Annotated in this window: 16 protein-coding genes; 5 read left to right on the forward strand and 11 right to left on the reverse strand. The window is 71.2% G+C overall.

Annotated elements, in window-relative coordinates; genetic code table 11:
* The first annotated feature begins 26 nt into the window (after positions 1-26).
* Positions 27-788, forward strand: a complete 762-nt coding sequence (locus N542_RS0102585; RefSeq protein WP_028642601.1) for an SDR family NAD(P)-dependent oxidoreductase — start codon at positions 27-29, stop codon at positions 786-788.
* Here the strand turns inward: N542_RS0102585 and N542_RS0102590 are convergent.
* The 8 genes from N542_RS0102590 to N542_RS0102625 all read right to left on the reverse strand — a co-directional run bounded on the left by N542_RS0102590 (position 757) and on the right by N542_RS0102625 (position 6,812).
* Complete coding sequence (locus N542_RS0102590; RefSeq protein ID WP_028642602.1) at positions 757-1,653, reverse strand: PHP domain-containing protein; 897 nt, start codon at positions 1,651-1,653, stop codon at positions 757-759. The genes N542_RS0102585 and N542_RS0102590 overlap by 32 nt on opposite strands.
* A 26-nt stretch (positions 1,654-1,679) precedes the next feature.
* Entirely contained in the window at positions 1,680-2,315 is a 636-nt protein-coding gene (locus N542_RS0102595; RefSeq protein WP_028642603.1) for a DUF6758 family protein, read from the reverse strand.
* A 102-nt stretch (positions 2,316-2,417) separates the two neighbouring features.
* Entirely contained in the window at positions 2,418-2,924 is a 507-nt protein-coding gene (purE, locus tag N542_RS0102600) for a 5-(carboxyamino)imidazole ribonucleotide mutase (RefSeq protein WP_028642604.1), read from the reverse strand.
* A 1-nt stretch (position 2,925) separates the two neighbouring features.
* A complete protein-coding gene (locus N542_RS0102605; protein ID WP_028642605.1) occupies positions 2,926-4,110 on the reverse strand; it encodes a 5-(carboxyamino)imidazole ribonucleotide synthase in 1,185 nt (394 codons plus the stop codon).
* Positions 4,111-4,132: 22 nt separating this feature from the next.
* Positions 4,133-4,450 (reverse strand): winged helix-turn-helix domain-containing protein, encoded by a 318-nt coding sequence (locus tag N542_RS23035; RefSeq protein ID WP_036506193.1) that lies wholly within the window; start codon positions 4,448-4,450, stop codon positions 4,133-4,135.
* A 60-nt stretch (positions 4,451-4,510) separates the two neighbouring features.
* A complete protein-coding gene (locus tag N542_RS0102615; protein WP_155992828.1) occupies positions 4,511-5,503 on the reverse strand; it encodes an adenylate/guanylate cyclase domain-containing protein in 993 nt (330 codons plus the stop codon).
* Positions 5,487-5,993, reverse strand: coding sequence for a PH domain-containing protein (locus N542_RS23040; protein WP_036506147.1), 507 nt, complete (start codon positions 5,991-5,993; stop codon positions 5,487-5,489). Before N542_RS23040 ends, N542_RS0102615 begins: the two co-directional genes overlap by 17 nt.
* A 12-nt stretch (positions 5,994-6,005) precedes the next feature.
* Positions 6,006-6,812 (reverse strand): biotin--[acetyl-CoA-carboxylase] ligase, encoded by an 807-nt coding sequence (locus tag N542_RS0102625; protein WP_231482402.1) that lies wholly within the window; start codon positions 6,810-6,812, stop codon positions 6,006-6,008.
* Between the two features lie 53 nt (positions 6,813-6,865).
* On the opposite strand from N542_RS0102625, the gene N542_RS0102630 reads away from it, so the two are divergent.
* The 4 genes from N542_RS0102630 to N542_RS0102645 all read left to right on the forward strand — a co-directional run bounded on the left by N542_RS0102630 (position 6,866) and on the right by N542_RS0102645 (position 11,174).
* A complete protein-coding gene (locus tag N542_RS0102630; protein ID WP_051551322.1) occupies positions 6,866-8,494 on the forward strand; it encodes an acyl-CoA carboxylase subunit beta in 1,629 nt (542 codons plus the stop codon).
* A gap of 8 nt (positions 8,495-8,502) precedes the next feature.
* Positions 8,503-8,727 carry an acyl-CoA carboxylase subunit epsilon gene (locus N542_RS0102635; protein WP_028642609.1) on the forward strand — a complete coding sequence of 75 codons (225 nt, stop codon included), beginning with the start codon at positions 8,503-8,505 and terminating at the stop codon, positions 8,725-8,727.
* 183 nt (positions 8,728-8,910) lie between these two features.
* Positions 8,911-10,380 carry a glycosyltransferase family 2 protein gene (locus N542_RS0102640; RefSeq protein ID WP_231482405.1) on the forward strand — a complete coding sequence of 490 codons (1,470 nt, stop codon included), beginning with the start codon at positions 8,911-8,913 and terminating at the stop codon, positions 10,378-10,380.
* Positions 10,377-11,174 carry a hypothetical protein gene (locus tag N542_RS0102645; RefSeq protein ID WP_028642611.1) on the forward strand — a complete coding sequence of 266 codons (798 nt, stop codon included), beginning with the start codon at positions 10,377-10,379 and terminating at the stop codon, positions 11,172-11,174. Before N542_RS0102640 ends, N542_RS0102645 begins: the two co-directional genes overlap by 4 nt.
* Before the next feature lie 177 nt (positions 11,175-11,351).
* Here N542_RS0102645 and N542_RS0102650 read toward each other — a convergent pair whose 3' ends face one another.
* The 3 genes from N542_RS0102650 to N542_RS0102660 are packed head-to-tail and all read right to left on the reverse strand — an operon-like array spanning position 11,352 to position 14,889.
* Positions 11,352-12,359: a response regulator transcription factor gene (locus N542_RS0102650; RefSeq protein ID WP_028642612.1), complete on the reverse strand. Its 1,008-nt coding sequence runs from the start codon at positions 12,357-12,359 to the stop codon at positions 11,352-11,354.
* Positions 12,360-12,407: 48 nt separating this feature from the next.
* On the reverse strand, positions 12,408-13,418 hold the full coding sequence (locus N542_RS0102655) for a glycoside hydrolase family 6 protein (protein ID WP_028642613.1): 1,011 nt from the start codon (positions 13,416-13,418) through the stop codon (positions 12,408-12,410).
* Positions 13,419-13,470: 52 nt separating this feature from the next.
* Positions 13,471-14,889, reverse strand: coding sequence for an MFS transporter (locus tag N542_RS0102660; RefSeq protein ID WP_028642614.1), 1,419 nt, complete (start codon positions 14,887-14,889; stop codon positions 13,471-13,473).
* Between the last annotated feature and the right edge of the window lie 38 nt (positions 14,890-14,927).

Raw genomic sequence — 14,927 nt, forward strand, 5'->3', positions numbered from 1 at the left:
CGCAGGCACCTGCTTGACTCGGCGACATGTCGCAGACCGCACTCGTCACCGGCCCGACCGCGGGCATCGGGAAGTCCTTCGCCCACCAGCTCGCCATCCAGGGCTACGACCTCGTCCTGGTCGCCCGCGACCGGGCCCGGCTCGAGGCCGAGGCGAGCGAGCTGACGGCGACGTACGGCGTCGCGGTGGAGGTGCTGGTCGCCGACCTGGTCGACCGGGAGCAGCTCGCCACGGTCGAGGCACGCCTCGCCGACCCGGACCGCCCGATCGACCTGCTGGTCAACAACGCGGGCTTCGGGCTGAAGAAGCGCTTCCTGGACAACCCGGTCGACGACGAGCAGGCGATGCTGGACGTGCTGGTCACCGCGGTGATGCGGCTCAGCCACGCGGCGCTCGGCCCGATGGCCGGGCGCGGGAGCGGTGGGATCATCAACGTCTCGAGCGTCGCGTCGTTCCTCCCCCGCGGCAGCTACAGCGCCGCCAAGGCGTGGGTGAACTCGTTCTCGGAGTGGGCGGCGTACGAGTACCGCGACCAGGGCGTCACCGTCACCTGCCTGTGCCCGGGCTTCACCCGGACCGAGTTCCACGAGCGCATGGACGTCTCCCGCGGCTCCGCCCCCGACTTCTTGTGGCTCGACGCCGACGAGCTGGTCGCCCAGGCGCTCAAGGACCACGCGAAGGGGAAGGCCTGGTCGATCCCGAGCGCTCAGTACAAGGCGATCGCGACGGCCGGACGACTGGTGCCGACCTCGCTGCTCAAGCGGTTCCAGTCGCTGGGCCGTCGGTGACCAGCGGCGTCACCCGCTCGCTGCGTACGCCGGCCTCGCGGGCCAGCTCCATCAGCCGCTCGTACTCGTCCGGGGCGGTGGTGTTGCAGCCCAGCTCGTGGTCGATCTTGCCGGTGCCGTGGTAGTCGCTCGATCCCGTGGCGACCAGCCCGACGTTGCGCGCCATCGCGCGCAGCTGGTCCCGGGCGGCCGCGTCGTGGTCCTGGTGGTCGACCTCGATCCCGGCGAGCCCGACGTCGTGCAGGTGCGCGAGCGTCGCCTCGTCGGGCCGCCCCAGGCCGCCCCTGCCCCACGGGTGCGCGATCACCGACACCCCGCCGGCCTCGGTCACCGCGCGGATCGTCACCTCCAGGGGAGCGGCGTACCTGTTGACGTACGCCGCGCGCCCGGCTCCCAAGAAGCGGTCGAAGGCCTCGGTGCGGTCCCCCACCACGCCGAGCGTCACGAGGGCGTCGGCGATGTGCGGCCGGCCGGTGGCCGCCGCCCCGTGCGAGGCGGCGCGCACGTCGTCGGCGCCGATCTCGATGCCCAGGTGGCGCAGCCGGTCCAGCATCTCGGGCACGCGCGACTCGCGACCCGCGAGCACGCGGTTGAGCTCGTCGGCCAGCGCCGGGCTGGTGGGGTCGGGCAGGTAGGCGAGCAGGTGCACGCTGCGGCCGCGCAGCCCGGTGCTGATCTCCATGCCGGGCACCAGCGTGATGCCGACGTCGACGGCGGTCGCGGCCGCCTCGGCCCAGCCGTCCGCGGTGTCGTGGTCGGTGATGGCCACGACGTCCAGCCTGGAGCGCGCGGCGGCCCGCACGAGCTCGGCGGGGGTGTCCGTTCCGTCGCTCGCACGCGAGTGCGTGTGGAGGTCGATGCGCACGTCGTCAGCCTAGGGCGTGCCGGACGTCACCAGCCGGGCCGGTGTCCCCCGAAGGGCAGCGCGACCAGCTGCGGCCCGTCGCCGGACACGTCGCGCAGGATCCAGTCGTCGCGGAAGAGCAGCAGCGCCGACGCCGGCCGCAGCACGATCCACAGCCACCGACCACCGGCCTCACCGGCCAGCACGGACCGGTCGAACTCCCCGTCGTCGCGGCTCGTCGAGATGTCCCACAGGTTCACCGCCTGGCTGCCGATCCGCACTCGTGCCGACGGCGGCCGCTGGCCGATCTCGAAGCCCGGGTCGGTGTAGCGCGTCCCGGCGCAGCGCGCGCCGAGACCGGTGCCCGCCTCCTCGGCGACCACGAGCACGTCGACGGGACCGTCCAGCTCGCTGGTGCCCGACGTGCAGGTCAGCACGGCCGTGGCGCGCCCCGGGGTCGGCACCACCGCGGCGAAGTCCGTCAGGGTCCAGCCCGGGCTCAGCGGCCAGGGCACGTACGTCGGGAAGCCGGTCGCCGTGCGCAGGTGCTCGGCGAACCCGTCGTACGACGACTCCTCGGCGCGCCACAGCGGCCTGGTCGTGCCGTGGTCGGGGCACGACCACGTGCCGTCAGGCACCTGCAACGCCGGCGCGGGACAGCGCACGCAACTCGCCGAGAGCATGGGACAACGGTGCGGATCGTCGCTGCCGTCGTCAAGAGCCAGGTGGCGTCGAGGCCGGCCCGGCGGCCGTCGCGCCCCGACCGACGTGCCCGGTCATCGGTGCTAGAAGCCGACGCGCCGCGGGGCGGCGTCGTTGCGGACGACCGCGCCCTTCTCCTGGGCGGTCGCCTTGAGCTCGGCCTGGAAGGTCCGCATCCGCTCCTGCAGGGTGGGGTCGCTCGCCGCGAGGATGCGGACGGCGAGCAGCCCGGCGTTGCGGGCCCCGCCGATGGCGACGGTGGCCACCGGGACGCCGGCCGGCATCTGCACGATGGAGAGCAGCGAGTCCATGCCGTCGAGGTACTTCAGCGGCACCGGGACCCCGATCACCGGCAGCGGCGTGACCGCGGCGAGCATGCCGGGCAGGTGCGCCGCCCCACCGGCGCCGGCGATGATCACCGAGAGCCCGCGGTCGGCGGCGGAGCGGCCGTACTCGAGCATCTCCTCGGGCATCCGGTGCGCGGAGACGACGTCGGCCTCGTAGGCGACGTCGAACTCGGCGAGCGCCTCCGAGGCGAGCTTCATCACCGGCCAGTCGGAGTCCGACCCCATCACGATGCCGACCGTCATGTCACTCACTCTCGTTCCCCAGGTCGCCCCGGAACCACGCGGCCGCGTGCCGGGCCCGCTCGAGACACTCGTCGAGGTCATCGCCGTAGGCGTTGACGTGCCCGACCTTGCGCCCCGGGCGGAGGTCCTTGCCGTAGAGGTGCACCCGCAGGTGCGGGTCGCGCGCCAGGGCGTGCGGGTAGCCGTCGTACAGACGCCCGACGCTCTGCCCGTCGGGTCGGTCGGGTCCACCGAGGATGTTGACCATGACGGTCCACCGGGCCCGCGGCGCCGGCGAGCCCAGCGGCAGGTCGAGCACCGCACGCAGGTGGTTCTCGAACTGCGAGGTCACCGCGCCGTCCTGGGTCCAGTGCCCGGTGTTGTGCGGACGCATCGCGAGCTCGTTGACGAGCACCCGCCCGTCGTTGGTCTCGAAGAGCTCGACCGCCAGCACCCCGGTCACGTCGAGCGCGCCGGCGACCCGCAGCGCGATCTCCTGGGCCTGGCCCGCGAGCTCCGGGTCGAGGCCGGGCGCGGGAGCGATCACCTCGTGGCAGATGCCGTCCTTCTGGGTCGAGGCGACGACGGGGTACGACGCGGCCTGGCCGCTCGGGGAGCGCGCCACCAGCGCGGACAGCTCCCGGCGGAAGTCGACGAGCTCCTCGGCGAGCAGTCGGACGCCGCTCGCGGCGGCCGCCTCGAAGGCCGCCGGGCAGTCCTCGACCGAGCGGACGAACCACACGCCCTTGCCGTCGTACCCGCCGCGCGTCGTCTTGAGCACGCACGGGAAGCCGAACGCCTCGACCTCGGCGACCGAGGAGACGATGGCGTTGCGCGGGCACGGGATGCCGAGCTCGGCCAGCCGCTCCCGCATCACGCCCTTGTCCTGGGCGTGCACCAGTGCCTCCGGCCCGGGACGTACGGCGAGGCCGTCGTCCTGCAGCGCATGGAGGTGCTCGGTCGGGACGTGCTCGTGGTCGAAGGTCACCACCCGGCAGCCGGCGGTCACCGCCCGCAGCGTGGCGAGGTCGCGGTAGTCGCCGACCTGGTGGTCCACGATCACCTGGGCCGCCGAGACGCCCTCGGCCTCGGCGAGCAGCCGCAGCGGGAGACCCATCGCCGCGGCCGGCTCGGCCATCATCCGGGCCAGCTGGCCGCCGCCGATCACGGCGAGCGTGGGCGCGTGAGTGGGGTCCGGCGCAGGCACGCGGCAACTGTAGTGGGGACGGTCAGCCCGGAGCGCGCAGGTCCTCGGTCTCGAACCGCAGGCCACGACCGCGGATCGTGGTGATCAGGTGCGGCTGACGGCTGTCGTCGCCGAGCTTGCGCCGCACCCAGCCCAGGTGCACGTCGATCGTCTTGGAGGAGGTCCAGAAGGTCGTGTGCCAGACCTCGCGCATCAGGTCGTCGCGGCTGACGATGTCCCCGGCCCTCGCCATCAGGGCATGCACGAGGTCGAACTCCTTGCGCGACAGCACGATCTCCTCCTGCCCGCACCAGATCCGCCGCGCATCAGGATCGAGCCTGATCTCCTGCACCTCGATCATCTGCCCACCGTAGGAGGTGACGCCCGTCACGGGGAGGAATGGCGCAAATATCTAGGCCGGTCACGCTCGGCGTACGGAGACCGGCTCGACGAGGCCGAACCCGCGCACCGGCCGGGCCGGCATCCTCCGGGTCTCGAACTCGGCCTCCGGCAGCAGCTCGGCCGTCGCCGCGTCGATGATGATCCGGTTGCGCCTCGCCACCGCGGTGAGCCTCGCGGCCATGTTGACCGGTGGGCCGAAGACGTCGCCCATCCGCATCACGACCGAGCCGCTGGCCAGCCCCAGGCGGATGTCGGGCATCCGCGAGTCGCGGCCCACGACGTTGATGATGCCCTCGGCGATGTCGTAGGCCCGGACGGGGTCCTCGCTGACGAAGAGCACCGAGTCGCCGATGCTCTTGATGATGCGGCCGCCCTGGCTGGTCACGACGTCGGCGCAGCGCGACTCGAAGAGCTCGACCAGGTCGCCGATCCGCTCCTCGCTCATCCGGTTCGACAGCGCGGTGAAGCTGACGATGTCGGCGAAGCCCACCGTGAGCTGGACCGTGTTCAGGTCCTCCTCGTTGGCGCGCAGCGCCTCCACGCGCGCGACGGCCGCCGCGAGGTGACGGCGCCACACGTAGATCAGCAGGTCCTCGAAGGGGTCCTTGATCTGCTCGATCAGGCGCAGCGCGGAGCCGGTGCGGCCGGCATCGGTGCCGGGGTCGGCGGCCAGCTCGTCCACCCGGGAGACCAGCGTCGAGACCTCCCAGTCGGCGAGCCGCGCCATCGTCTGGCCGACGGCGCGGGTGAGGTTCACGGCGAGGTCGAAGTCGATCAGGTCCGCACGGACGGCGCTGATCATCGTCGAGAGCGCCTCGGTGTCGGCGTCGGTGTACGCCGTCTCCAGGCCGTGCTCGGGGAAGCCGAGGGCGCGCCACAGACGCCGTGCCTCCTCCAGGGTCACACCGGTGGCCGTGGCCACCTCCTGCGCGTTGAACTCCGGGGTCTCACCCAGGATCGCGCGCTCGAGATCCTGCGGACCGGGGTGCTGCGGCTCAGGCTCCGTCGTCATGTCCTGCCGCAGGGTCATGGATGTGCTGCAGCATCAGGTTGAGCGTCCGCTGGGTCTCCTCGACCTGCGGGATGTCGTGCAGCTTGATCGTGCCGTGCGTACTGGCGTCGGAGATCAGCAGCGTCCCGCAGCCGAGCAGCCGGTCGATGGGGCCGAACTCGTACGCGATGTCGCTGATCCGGGCGAGCGGCATGTCGTGCCCGCGGCGGACGATCACGCCGGTGCGGGTGATCAGGCGACGGTCGGTGAACGTGTACGTCGCGGTCGCCCAGATGATCAGCGGGCGGAGCACGAACCAGACGATGCCGACCGCGACCAGGATCCAGGCGCCGTTGGTGAGCACGCCCTGGTCGATCTTGACCTGCACGAACGTGCCGATCGCCAGGAAGAGCACCAGCATGAGGATCGGGAGGATCAGCGCCTTGACGTGCGTCCGCGTGTCGACGACGACCTTTTCGCCCTCGTTCAGCAGTTTCGGTGAGATGGCCACGGGCAGATCATGTCACCGATCGGTCGCCCGCACGTGGACTACGTCACCTGCGCCCACGGCGGTCTCCCCGTCGGGACCGGCGACGACCAGGCGTCCTCCTGGGTCCACCCCGGTGGCCCGACCGGTCAGCACCGAGCCACCAGGGAGGTCGACCCGGACATCGCGGCCCACGGTGACGCAGCCGGCGGCGTACGACGTGCGCAGGTGGCTCGCCGCGGCGGATCCCCCGACCTGCCAGACGTCGTACGCCTCCTGCAGCGACCGGAGCAGCGCGACAAGGAGCGCGGTCCGGTCGGGCTCGGCGCCCGAGGCGATCGCGAGCGACGTGCCGGTGGGCACCGGGAGGTCGTCCGGGGTGAGGCTGACGTTGAGCCCGACACCGATGATCGCGGCCGGACCGTCCGGGGTCTCGATCCGCTCGACCAGGATCCCGGCGACCTTCCGGTCGCCGATCAGCAGGTCGTTGGGCCACTTGACCCCGACGTCGTACCCCTCGGCCCGGAGCGCCTTGCCGAGCGCGTGGCCGGTCAGCAGCGGCAGCCACGGCCAGCTCGCGAGCGGGACCACGGGGCGCAGCACCAGGGAGAAGATCACCGACGACCGCGGGGGTGCCTGCCAGCTCCGGTCGAGCCGGCCTCGGCCGGCCGTCTGGTGCTCGGCGACCACCACCAGTCCCTCGGGCGCCCCGGCGCGGGCGCGGTCCGTGGCGACCGCGTTGGTGGACGTGGTGGTCCCGAGGATCTCGACGACCAGGTCGGGGGCAAGGGCAGCGAGCGGCGACGGGTCGAGTGACGGGCGTCGCATCGGCAGGGCGGTCACGGGCACTACATTGACCCACGGTCCCAACCGCACGCGAACGAGGAGCCCCCACGATGAGTGCCCAGCCCGGCGAGGGAACCGACATCCCGGCCGACATCGACCTCCACACCACCGCGGGCAAGCTCGCCGACCTGGACCGGCGCCTCGACGAGGCGGTCCACGCGGGGTCCGCGAAGGCGGTCGAGAAGCAGCACGCCAAGGGCCGCAAGACCGCGCGGGAGCGGATCGAGCTGCTCTTCGACGAGGGCTCGTTCGTGGAGCTCGACGAGCTCGCCCGGCACCGCTCTGTGGCGTTCGGGCTGGAGAAGAACCGCCCGTACGGCGATGGCGTGATCACCGGCTACGGCACCGTCGACGGCCGCCAGGTCTGCGTGTTCTCCCAGGACTTCACCATCTTCGGCGGCTCGCTCGGTGAGGTGTACGGCGAGAAGATCACCAAGGTGATGGACCTCGCGATCAAGACCGGCTGCCCGATCATCGGCATCAACGAGGGCGCCGGCGCCCGGATCCAGGAGGGCGTCGTCTCGCTCGGCCTGTACGGCGAGATCTTCCGCCGCAACGTGCACGCCTCGGGCGTCATCCCGCAGATCTCGATGATCATGGGCTCGTGTGCCGGCGGGCACGTCTACTCCCCCGCGGTCACCGACTTCACGATCATGGTCGACGGCACCTCCAACATGTTCATCACCGGCCCCGACGTGATCAAGACCGTCACCGGCGAGGACGTCACGATGGAGGAGCTCGGCGGCGCGCGCACGCACAACACCAAGTCCGGCAACGCCCACTACATGGGCTCCGACGAGGACGACGCGATCGAGTACGTCAAGGCGCTGCTGTCCTACCTGCCGCAGAACAACCTCGACGAGGCCCCGACCCTCGGGGACGTCGCGGACACCGAGATCTCCGAGCTGGACCGCACCCTCGACACGATCATCCCCGACTCCCCGAACCAGCCCTACGACATCCGTGACGTCATCACCGTCGTCGTCGACGACGAGGACTTCCTCGAGGTCCAGGAGCTCTTCGCGCCCAACATCGTGATCGGCTTCGGCCGCGTCGAGGGTCACCCGGTGGGTGTCGTGGCCAACCAGCCGATGCAGTTCGCCGGCACGCTCGACATCGACGCCTCCGAGAAGGCCGCCCGGTTCGTGCGCTTCTGCGACGCGTTCAACATCCCGGTGCTGACCTTCGTGGACGTGCCCGGCTTCCTGCCCGGCACCGACCAGGAGTGGAACGGCATCATCCGCCGCGGCGCCAAGCTGATCTACGCCTACGCCGAGGCGACCGTGCCGCTGATCACCACCATCACCCGCAAGGCCTACGGCGGCGCGTACGACGTGATGGGCTCCAAGCACCTCGGTGCCGACATCAACCTCGCGTGGCCGACCGCCCAGATCGCCGTGATGGGCGCCCAGGGGGCCGCCAACATCGTGCACCGCAAGACGCTCAAGGCCATCAGTGACGGCGGCGGCTCCGCGGAGGAGGTCGAGGCCAAGCGCGCCGAGCTGATCGACGAGTACGAGACCACGCTGGCCAACCCCTACATCGCGGCGGAGCGCGGCTACGTCGACGCCGTCATCACCCCCCACGAGACCCGCGTCGAGATCGTCCGCGCCCTCCGGCTGCTGCGCAGCAAGCGCGAGACGCTCCCGGCCAAGAAGCACGGGAACATCCCCCTCTGATGGCCACCATGAGCGGGTCGGAGGAGCCGCCCACCCAGCCGGTGCTCCGCATCGTCAACGCCGACGCCACGCCCGAGGAGGTCGCGGCGATCGTGGCCGTCCTCAGCGCCCTCCGGACGACGCCCGCGACCGCGGACCGCCGTACGCCGGAGTGGTCGGCCCACCACCGTGCGGTGCGCCGTACGCTCCCCCACGGACCCGGTGGCTGGCGCTCCAGCGGGCTGCCGCGCTAGCCGCCGGCTCGCCGCGAACCGCCCGGTGTCACGCTCAGCCGTGACCCGGGCCACTCACCTGACTCATACTTAGGGAGATCTTTGGGGTTTTCGGTGTGGGGCCTTGAGACGCGATCCTCACACTGGAGACACACGGGGTGCACCGCATCGGGCGGCACCCGCGGCACGGAGACGAGGACGACGGTGGACGTCAACGACATGGGGACCCAGTTCGGCACCGCCCCGGTGGACCCCTACGTCCGCATCGCCGACCCCGGCCTGGAGGCGTACGAGCCGCAGTACCAGGGCGAGGTCGACGAGCTCCCGACGTACCGCCCCACGGTCGGCTGCATCATCCCGGCGTACAACGAGGCCGAGACGATCGCCGGGGTGCTCGACTCGCTCCTGCAGCAGACCCGTCTCCCCGACGTCATCCACGTCATCATCAACAACTCCTCCGACGACTCCGTCGAGATCGCTGGTCACTACGCCGGGCCGCACAAGCGGATGACGGCGACCGGTGAGCAGGAGACGGTGATCTACGTCCATGACATCGGCAAGAACCCCGACAAGAAGGTCGGCGCCCTCAACTACGGCTACTCGCTCGTCGAGACGATGGACTACCTGCTCGGCGTCGACGGCGACACCACGCCCGAGCCGGACGCCATCCAGCACCTCGTCGACGAGATCTCCAGCGACGACCGGATCGGCGGCATCTCGGCGATCTACTCCATCGACGACAGCGCGCTCGACGGCTGGATGGCGAAGTTCCTGATCGCCGGCCAGCGGGCCCAGTTCTCGGCGTTCAACATGCAGAACCTGCTCAAGGGCCGCAACATGGCGGTGCTCGGCGGCCAGTTCTCCATGTTCTCGACCCAGGCGCTGCGCGACGTGCTGCGCGACAGCCACCAGCGCACCCCCTGGGTCAGCGACAGCGAGGTCGAGGACTCGCTGCTGTCGCTGCAGATCAAGAGCGCCGGCTACCTCACCAAGATCAGCGCCCGGGCCCGCGCCCACGTCGGCGGCATGGACACGCTCCGCTCGCTGGACGCCCAGCAGGTCAAGTGGAACTTCGGTGCCATCGACCTGATGTGGCCGGGCCAGCGCGGCGACACCAAGGGCCAGCCGTTCCACCCCAACCTGCGGCTGCGCTGGTTCGAGCACCTGTCGATGGTCATCAACATCACCTCGCGCGTGCTCTTCGTGCTGCTGCTCGCCGGCTCGCTCAACATCGACGCGTTCGTGTTCAGCCCGTGGTGGCTGATCCCGCCGCTCGCCTCGGTCTGGCTGAACTTCCGGGTCGCCCGGTCGATGGAGTTCGCCAACCGGCGCGACTACCTCTTCTCGTTGCTGCTCATCCCGGCCGAGACCTACATGGTCATCCGAATGGGCCACTTCGTCCGTGCATGGCTGAAGTTCTTCAGCCGCCAGCAGACCGACAACTGGGCGGCGCAGGCGAAGGCCGAGCGCGGCAAGGGCGTCGCCTGGATGTACCCGTTCGTGGCGTTCTTCTTCGTCCTCGTGGTGTTCATGGCGATCTGGGTGCAGCTCCCGATCGCGCTGCGCTCCGACTTCCTGGCCGTCACCTGGCCCATCCTCGGTGTCATCACCGTGCTCCAGACCGCCTGGATGTTCATCAAGGCCATGAAGCGCTACCGCGGCTTCAAGGCATGAGCCTCCGCACCCTCGCCGCCAGCACCACCGACCGCAGCACCCCCCACGGGCAGGAGACCCCCATGACCAGCACCCGACCGCGCCTCCGCGGCCTCGCCGGCGTCCTGAGCGCCGCCCTGGTGCTCACGGCACTCTCCGGCTGCTCCGTCGTCGACGGCATCACCGGCAGCGACGACCCCAGCGAGACCCCCTCGGCCAGCCCGACGGCCAGCGAGAAGCCGTACGACTCGGAGTTCACCCGCGACGGCACGTTCCAGTCGCACATCGAGATCGACGGCGTGGACTTCGTCTACACGCTCTACCCGACGAAGGCCACGCCGCGGACCAACGAGTGGTACCCGAAGGGCAAGAAGCACTTCACGTTCACGTTCCAGGCCTACGACCTGGACCGCGACCTCGACGACCCGTTCAAGACCAAGCGCAAGGTCTGGCTCGACCGGATCCGCGTCACCTCGAAGGTCAAGGTCCAGGGCGGCGGGACGAACGACGAGCACCCCTACGAGCTCAGCGGTGTCGCGAAGGAGCTCACCTTCGACCCCGAGCCGTTGTCGAGCAAGCGCGGGATGCTGATCACGTCGCCCAAGGGCGCGTTCGAGCTGCGGAACCAGACCATCGACGCCACGGCGGCCAACACGATCGGCATCGACCTGACCTTCACCGCGTCGGTGCACGTCGAGCGCCGGGCCGGCTCGAAGAGCTACACGAAGAAGTCCATCAAGCAGCGGGTCCCGATCGCGATCTTCCCCTCGGACAAGACCACCGAGGCGCAGGACATCCCGGTCGACGCGAACTAGCGGCAGCGGCTCGGCGCGCCAGCGCCGAGCCGTGCCGGTGGTCGAGGTGCGAGGCGCGCCAACGCCAGCCATCCCGGTGGTTGAGGTGCGAGGCGCGCCAGCGCCAGCCGTCCCGGTGGTTGAGGTGCGAGGCGCGCCAGCGCCGAGCCTCGAAACCACCGCGACGGCTCAGACGGGCTAGACGCTCTCGGCGAGCCGGTAGCCGACCCCGCGCACGGTCTCGACGTAGCGCGGCGTGGCCGCGTCGTCGCCGAGCTTGCGGCGCAGGTTGGCGATGTGCACCTCGACGGAGCGCTTGTCGGCCTCGTTGACGAAGTACGACGTGACGTACTGCTGGCCGCGCATCGTGAGCACCAGGTCGGCCTTGCTGCGGACCCGTCGCCCGGTGGCCATCAGCGAGGCCAGCAGGTCGAACTCGGTGCGGGTGAGGTCGATCGAGCCGTTGTTGACGGTCACGACCCGGGTCTCGTGGTTGAGGGCGAGGCCGTTGAAGCGCATCCACCCGGTGCCCGGGTCGGCCGTGACCGCACCGTGCTGGGCGGCCGGCGGCTGGGCGACCGGCTGCGCCACCGGCGGGGCCGGCTGCTGCACCTCGGGGGGCGTGGCCGCCTGGAAGGGAGCCTGGGCGGGCTGGGCCGGCTGAACAGGCTGGGTCGGCTGGGGCGCCGGAGCCTGCGGGGCGGCCGGGAGGGGCGCCTCGGCGAACTCCTGCGCAGCGGTGGCCGCCCAGGACGGTGCGGCCGGCGCCGGTGCGGCGGGCTCTGGCTCCGGGTCGGTATCGGCCCAGCCGTGCGGCTTGTCCACCCGGGCGCGGGGGCGCCGGAGCATCGAGTCGGCGCGGGCGCGCAGCTCACGCGGTCGGAAGGGCTTGACCAGGTAGTCGTCCGCCCCGGCCTCGAAGCCCTGGACCACGTCGATCTCGTCGGCGAGGGCCGTGATCATGATCAGGTAGGTGCTGCTGAAGTCGCGCAGCCGCTTGGCGACGGCGAAGCCGTCCATGCCGGGCATGTTCACGTCGAGGGTCGTGATCAGCGGGTTGTGCTTGCGCACCGCCTCGACCCCGTCGGTGCCGTTCTCGGTCACCACGGTCGTGAAACCGGACTGGGTCAGCACGATGTCGATGAGGTCGCGCACATCGGGGTCGTCCTCGATGATGACTGCGACCCACTTGTTCCCCGGCTCCATGACGCGCAGCCTAACAACGGCACGGCTGCTCCTGTCACCGTCCCAGGGTCACCAGCCGGATGCCGAGGCGAGCTCCATCGTCCGCTCGGGCCAGAACTGACCGGCCTGGGGCCCTCCGTTGCACTCCCCGTCGCTCTCGCCGGGCGGCTTGACCCACACGTACGCGTCGAGCGTGTCGGAGCCGGAGACCGGACCGGGGTCGGTGCCGAAGGCCCGCCCGGGCGGGTTGCACCAGTCCTTCGTGGCGCCGAACCCGTTGCGTCCGCTGTCGATGATGAAGTGCGTCCCGCCCAGCAGGCCGCTGAGCTCCTCGCCGTACGACTGCTCGTCGTCGTCGGTCTGGAAGTTCGAGACGTTCGTCGAGAAGCCGCGGACGTCGGCGATCCCGGCGTCCTCGAGCAGCGGTGCGAGCTCGTCGGGGGCGATCCAGTGCGAGTGACCGCCGTCGATGTACGTCGTCACCCCCGCCTTCGTGAGGCGCTCGCCGGCGTCCTTGATCAGACCGACCCGCTCGTCGCGGTCGCCGCACTCCAGCAGCGAGGAGAGCCCGTCGGGCTCGACGACGGCGGCCGCCGGGCCGGCCTCCGCGGCCTTCGCGATCTCGCCGACCCACGGCCCGTACTCGTCGGCGGGCAGGCCACCGGCGGAGTGCTGACCGGTGCAGTCCCGGTCCGGGACGCCGTACACGACGAAGGTCGGCAGGCGGCCGGCCTCGGCCGCGGCGGCGACGATCTGCTGGACGTACGGACCGACCGACCCGGCGGGGTACTCCTCGGGGGTCAGCCAGATCCCCTGCGGGATCTGCTCGAGCCGGGTGAAGACCTCGGAGCCGCGAGCGTCGCCGCTGGACTTCGCCGAGGCGGCGGCCTGCGCCACCTTGGAGTCCGGGTCGGCGTACTGGTCGTGGTCGGCGTAGGGGTTCGCGCCGGTGGCGTCGCGGGTCTCGCTCGCCACGGCGTCGGGCTGCTGGGCCGGATCGCTGCCGGAGCAGGCCGTCAGCGACGCGCAGGCGACCAGCACGGCCGCGGCCAGCGCGCGGGACGGTCGAGGGAGGAGCACGGCGCCATCATGCCAAGGCGCCCAACCCTCCCCCGACCGCCCCGCCGGTCGGTCAGCCCCTGCGGCCGGGCGCGAAGAGGCTCGCGACCGCCGCCACGGCCACGGCTGCGGCGCCGGTCAGCAGGGCCGGCCCGATGGCGCCGTCGTACCCGCTCGGGGTGAGCTGGCCCCCGTTGCCGAGGAAGACCGCGACGAGCACGGCGATGCCGAGCGCGACGCCGAACTCGCGGATCGTGGAGTTCGCCGAGCTGGCGATCGCGAAGTCGCCGTCCGGCAGCCCGTCCAACACCATCGAGGCCCCCGGCGCGAAGGTCAGGCCCATGCCGACGCCCGCCATGATCAGCGGCACGACGAAGGACGAGTAGTCCGCGGCGTTCTCGGTGATCACGGCGAACCACACCAGCGACACCGTCTGGAGGACCAGGCCGGTGAAGAGCAGCGCCCGGTAGCCCACGCGGCCGACCAGCGCGCCGGCGATCGGCGCGACCACCATCGGCGCCGCGGTCCACGGCAGCGTGCGGATGCCGGCCTCGAGCGGGCTGTAGCCCTGCACGATCTGCAGATACTGCGCCAGCAGGAAGACGGTGCCGAACATGCCCAGCGTGAACATCAGGAAGATGATGTTGGCGACCGAGAAGCGCCGCGAGCGGAAGAGCCGCAGGGGCAGCACGGCGTACGTGCGGGTGCGGGCCCAGACGACGTACGCCGGCAGCAGCACGGCGGCCAGCACCAGCGGGCCGAGCACCAGCGGGTCGCTCCAGCCGTCGTCGTTGCCGTGCACGATGCCCCAGATGCCGAGGAAGACGGCGCCACCGAGGAGCAGCACGCCGATCGGGTCGAGCCGCTGCCAGGCGCCCTTCGACTCGGGGATGGCCACGAGCAGCAACGGGACCGCGACGACGGCGACCGGGACGTTGAGCCAGAAGATCGCCTGCCAGCTGACCCCCTCGACGACGGCGCCGCCGATGACCGGGCCGAGCGCGACGCCCAGGCCGGACACCCCGCCCCAGATGCCGATGGCGGCGGCGCGCATCGCCGGCGGGACGGCGGCGGCGAGCAGGGTCAGCGAGAGCGGCATGATCGCCGCGGCGCCGAGGCCCTGGACCGCCCGGGCGGCGATCAGCGCCTCCGAGGAGGTGCTCAGCGCCGACGCGATCGAGGCGAGCGTGAAGACCGTGACGCCGGCGAGCATCATCCGGCGCCGACCGAGCCGGTCACCCAGCGTCGCGGCCGGGAGCATGAAGGTCGCGAAGGTCAGCGTGTAGGCGTTCAGGAACCAGGACAGCTGGCCGACCGAGGAGCCGAGGTCGACCTGGATCACCGGCAGCGCGCTGGTCATCACCAGGTTGTCGAGGGTGGCCATGAACATCGGGAGCGAGGCGGCGACGATCGCGACCCAGACGGGGATCCGCCGGGATCGGGGCGCGACCGGCTCCGGGGCTGCGACCCGGGGTGTGTCGAGAGTGGACATCAGGATCTCCGTCACAAGAAGGCATTGAATGATTACTT

Origin of the sequence: Nocardioides sp. URHA0020, from assembly GCF_000620705.1 — a bacterium.
GTDB lineage: Bacteria > Actinomycetota > Actinomycetes > Propionibacteriales > Nocardioidaceae > Nocardioides.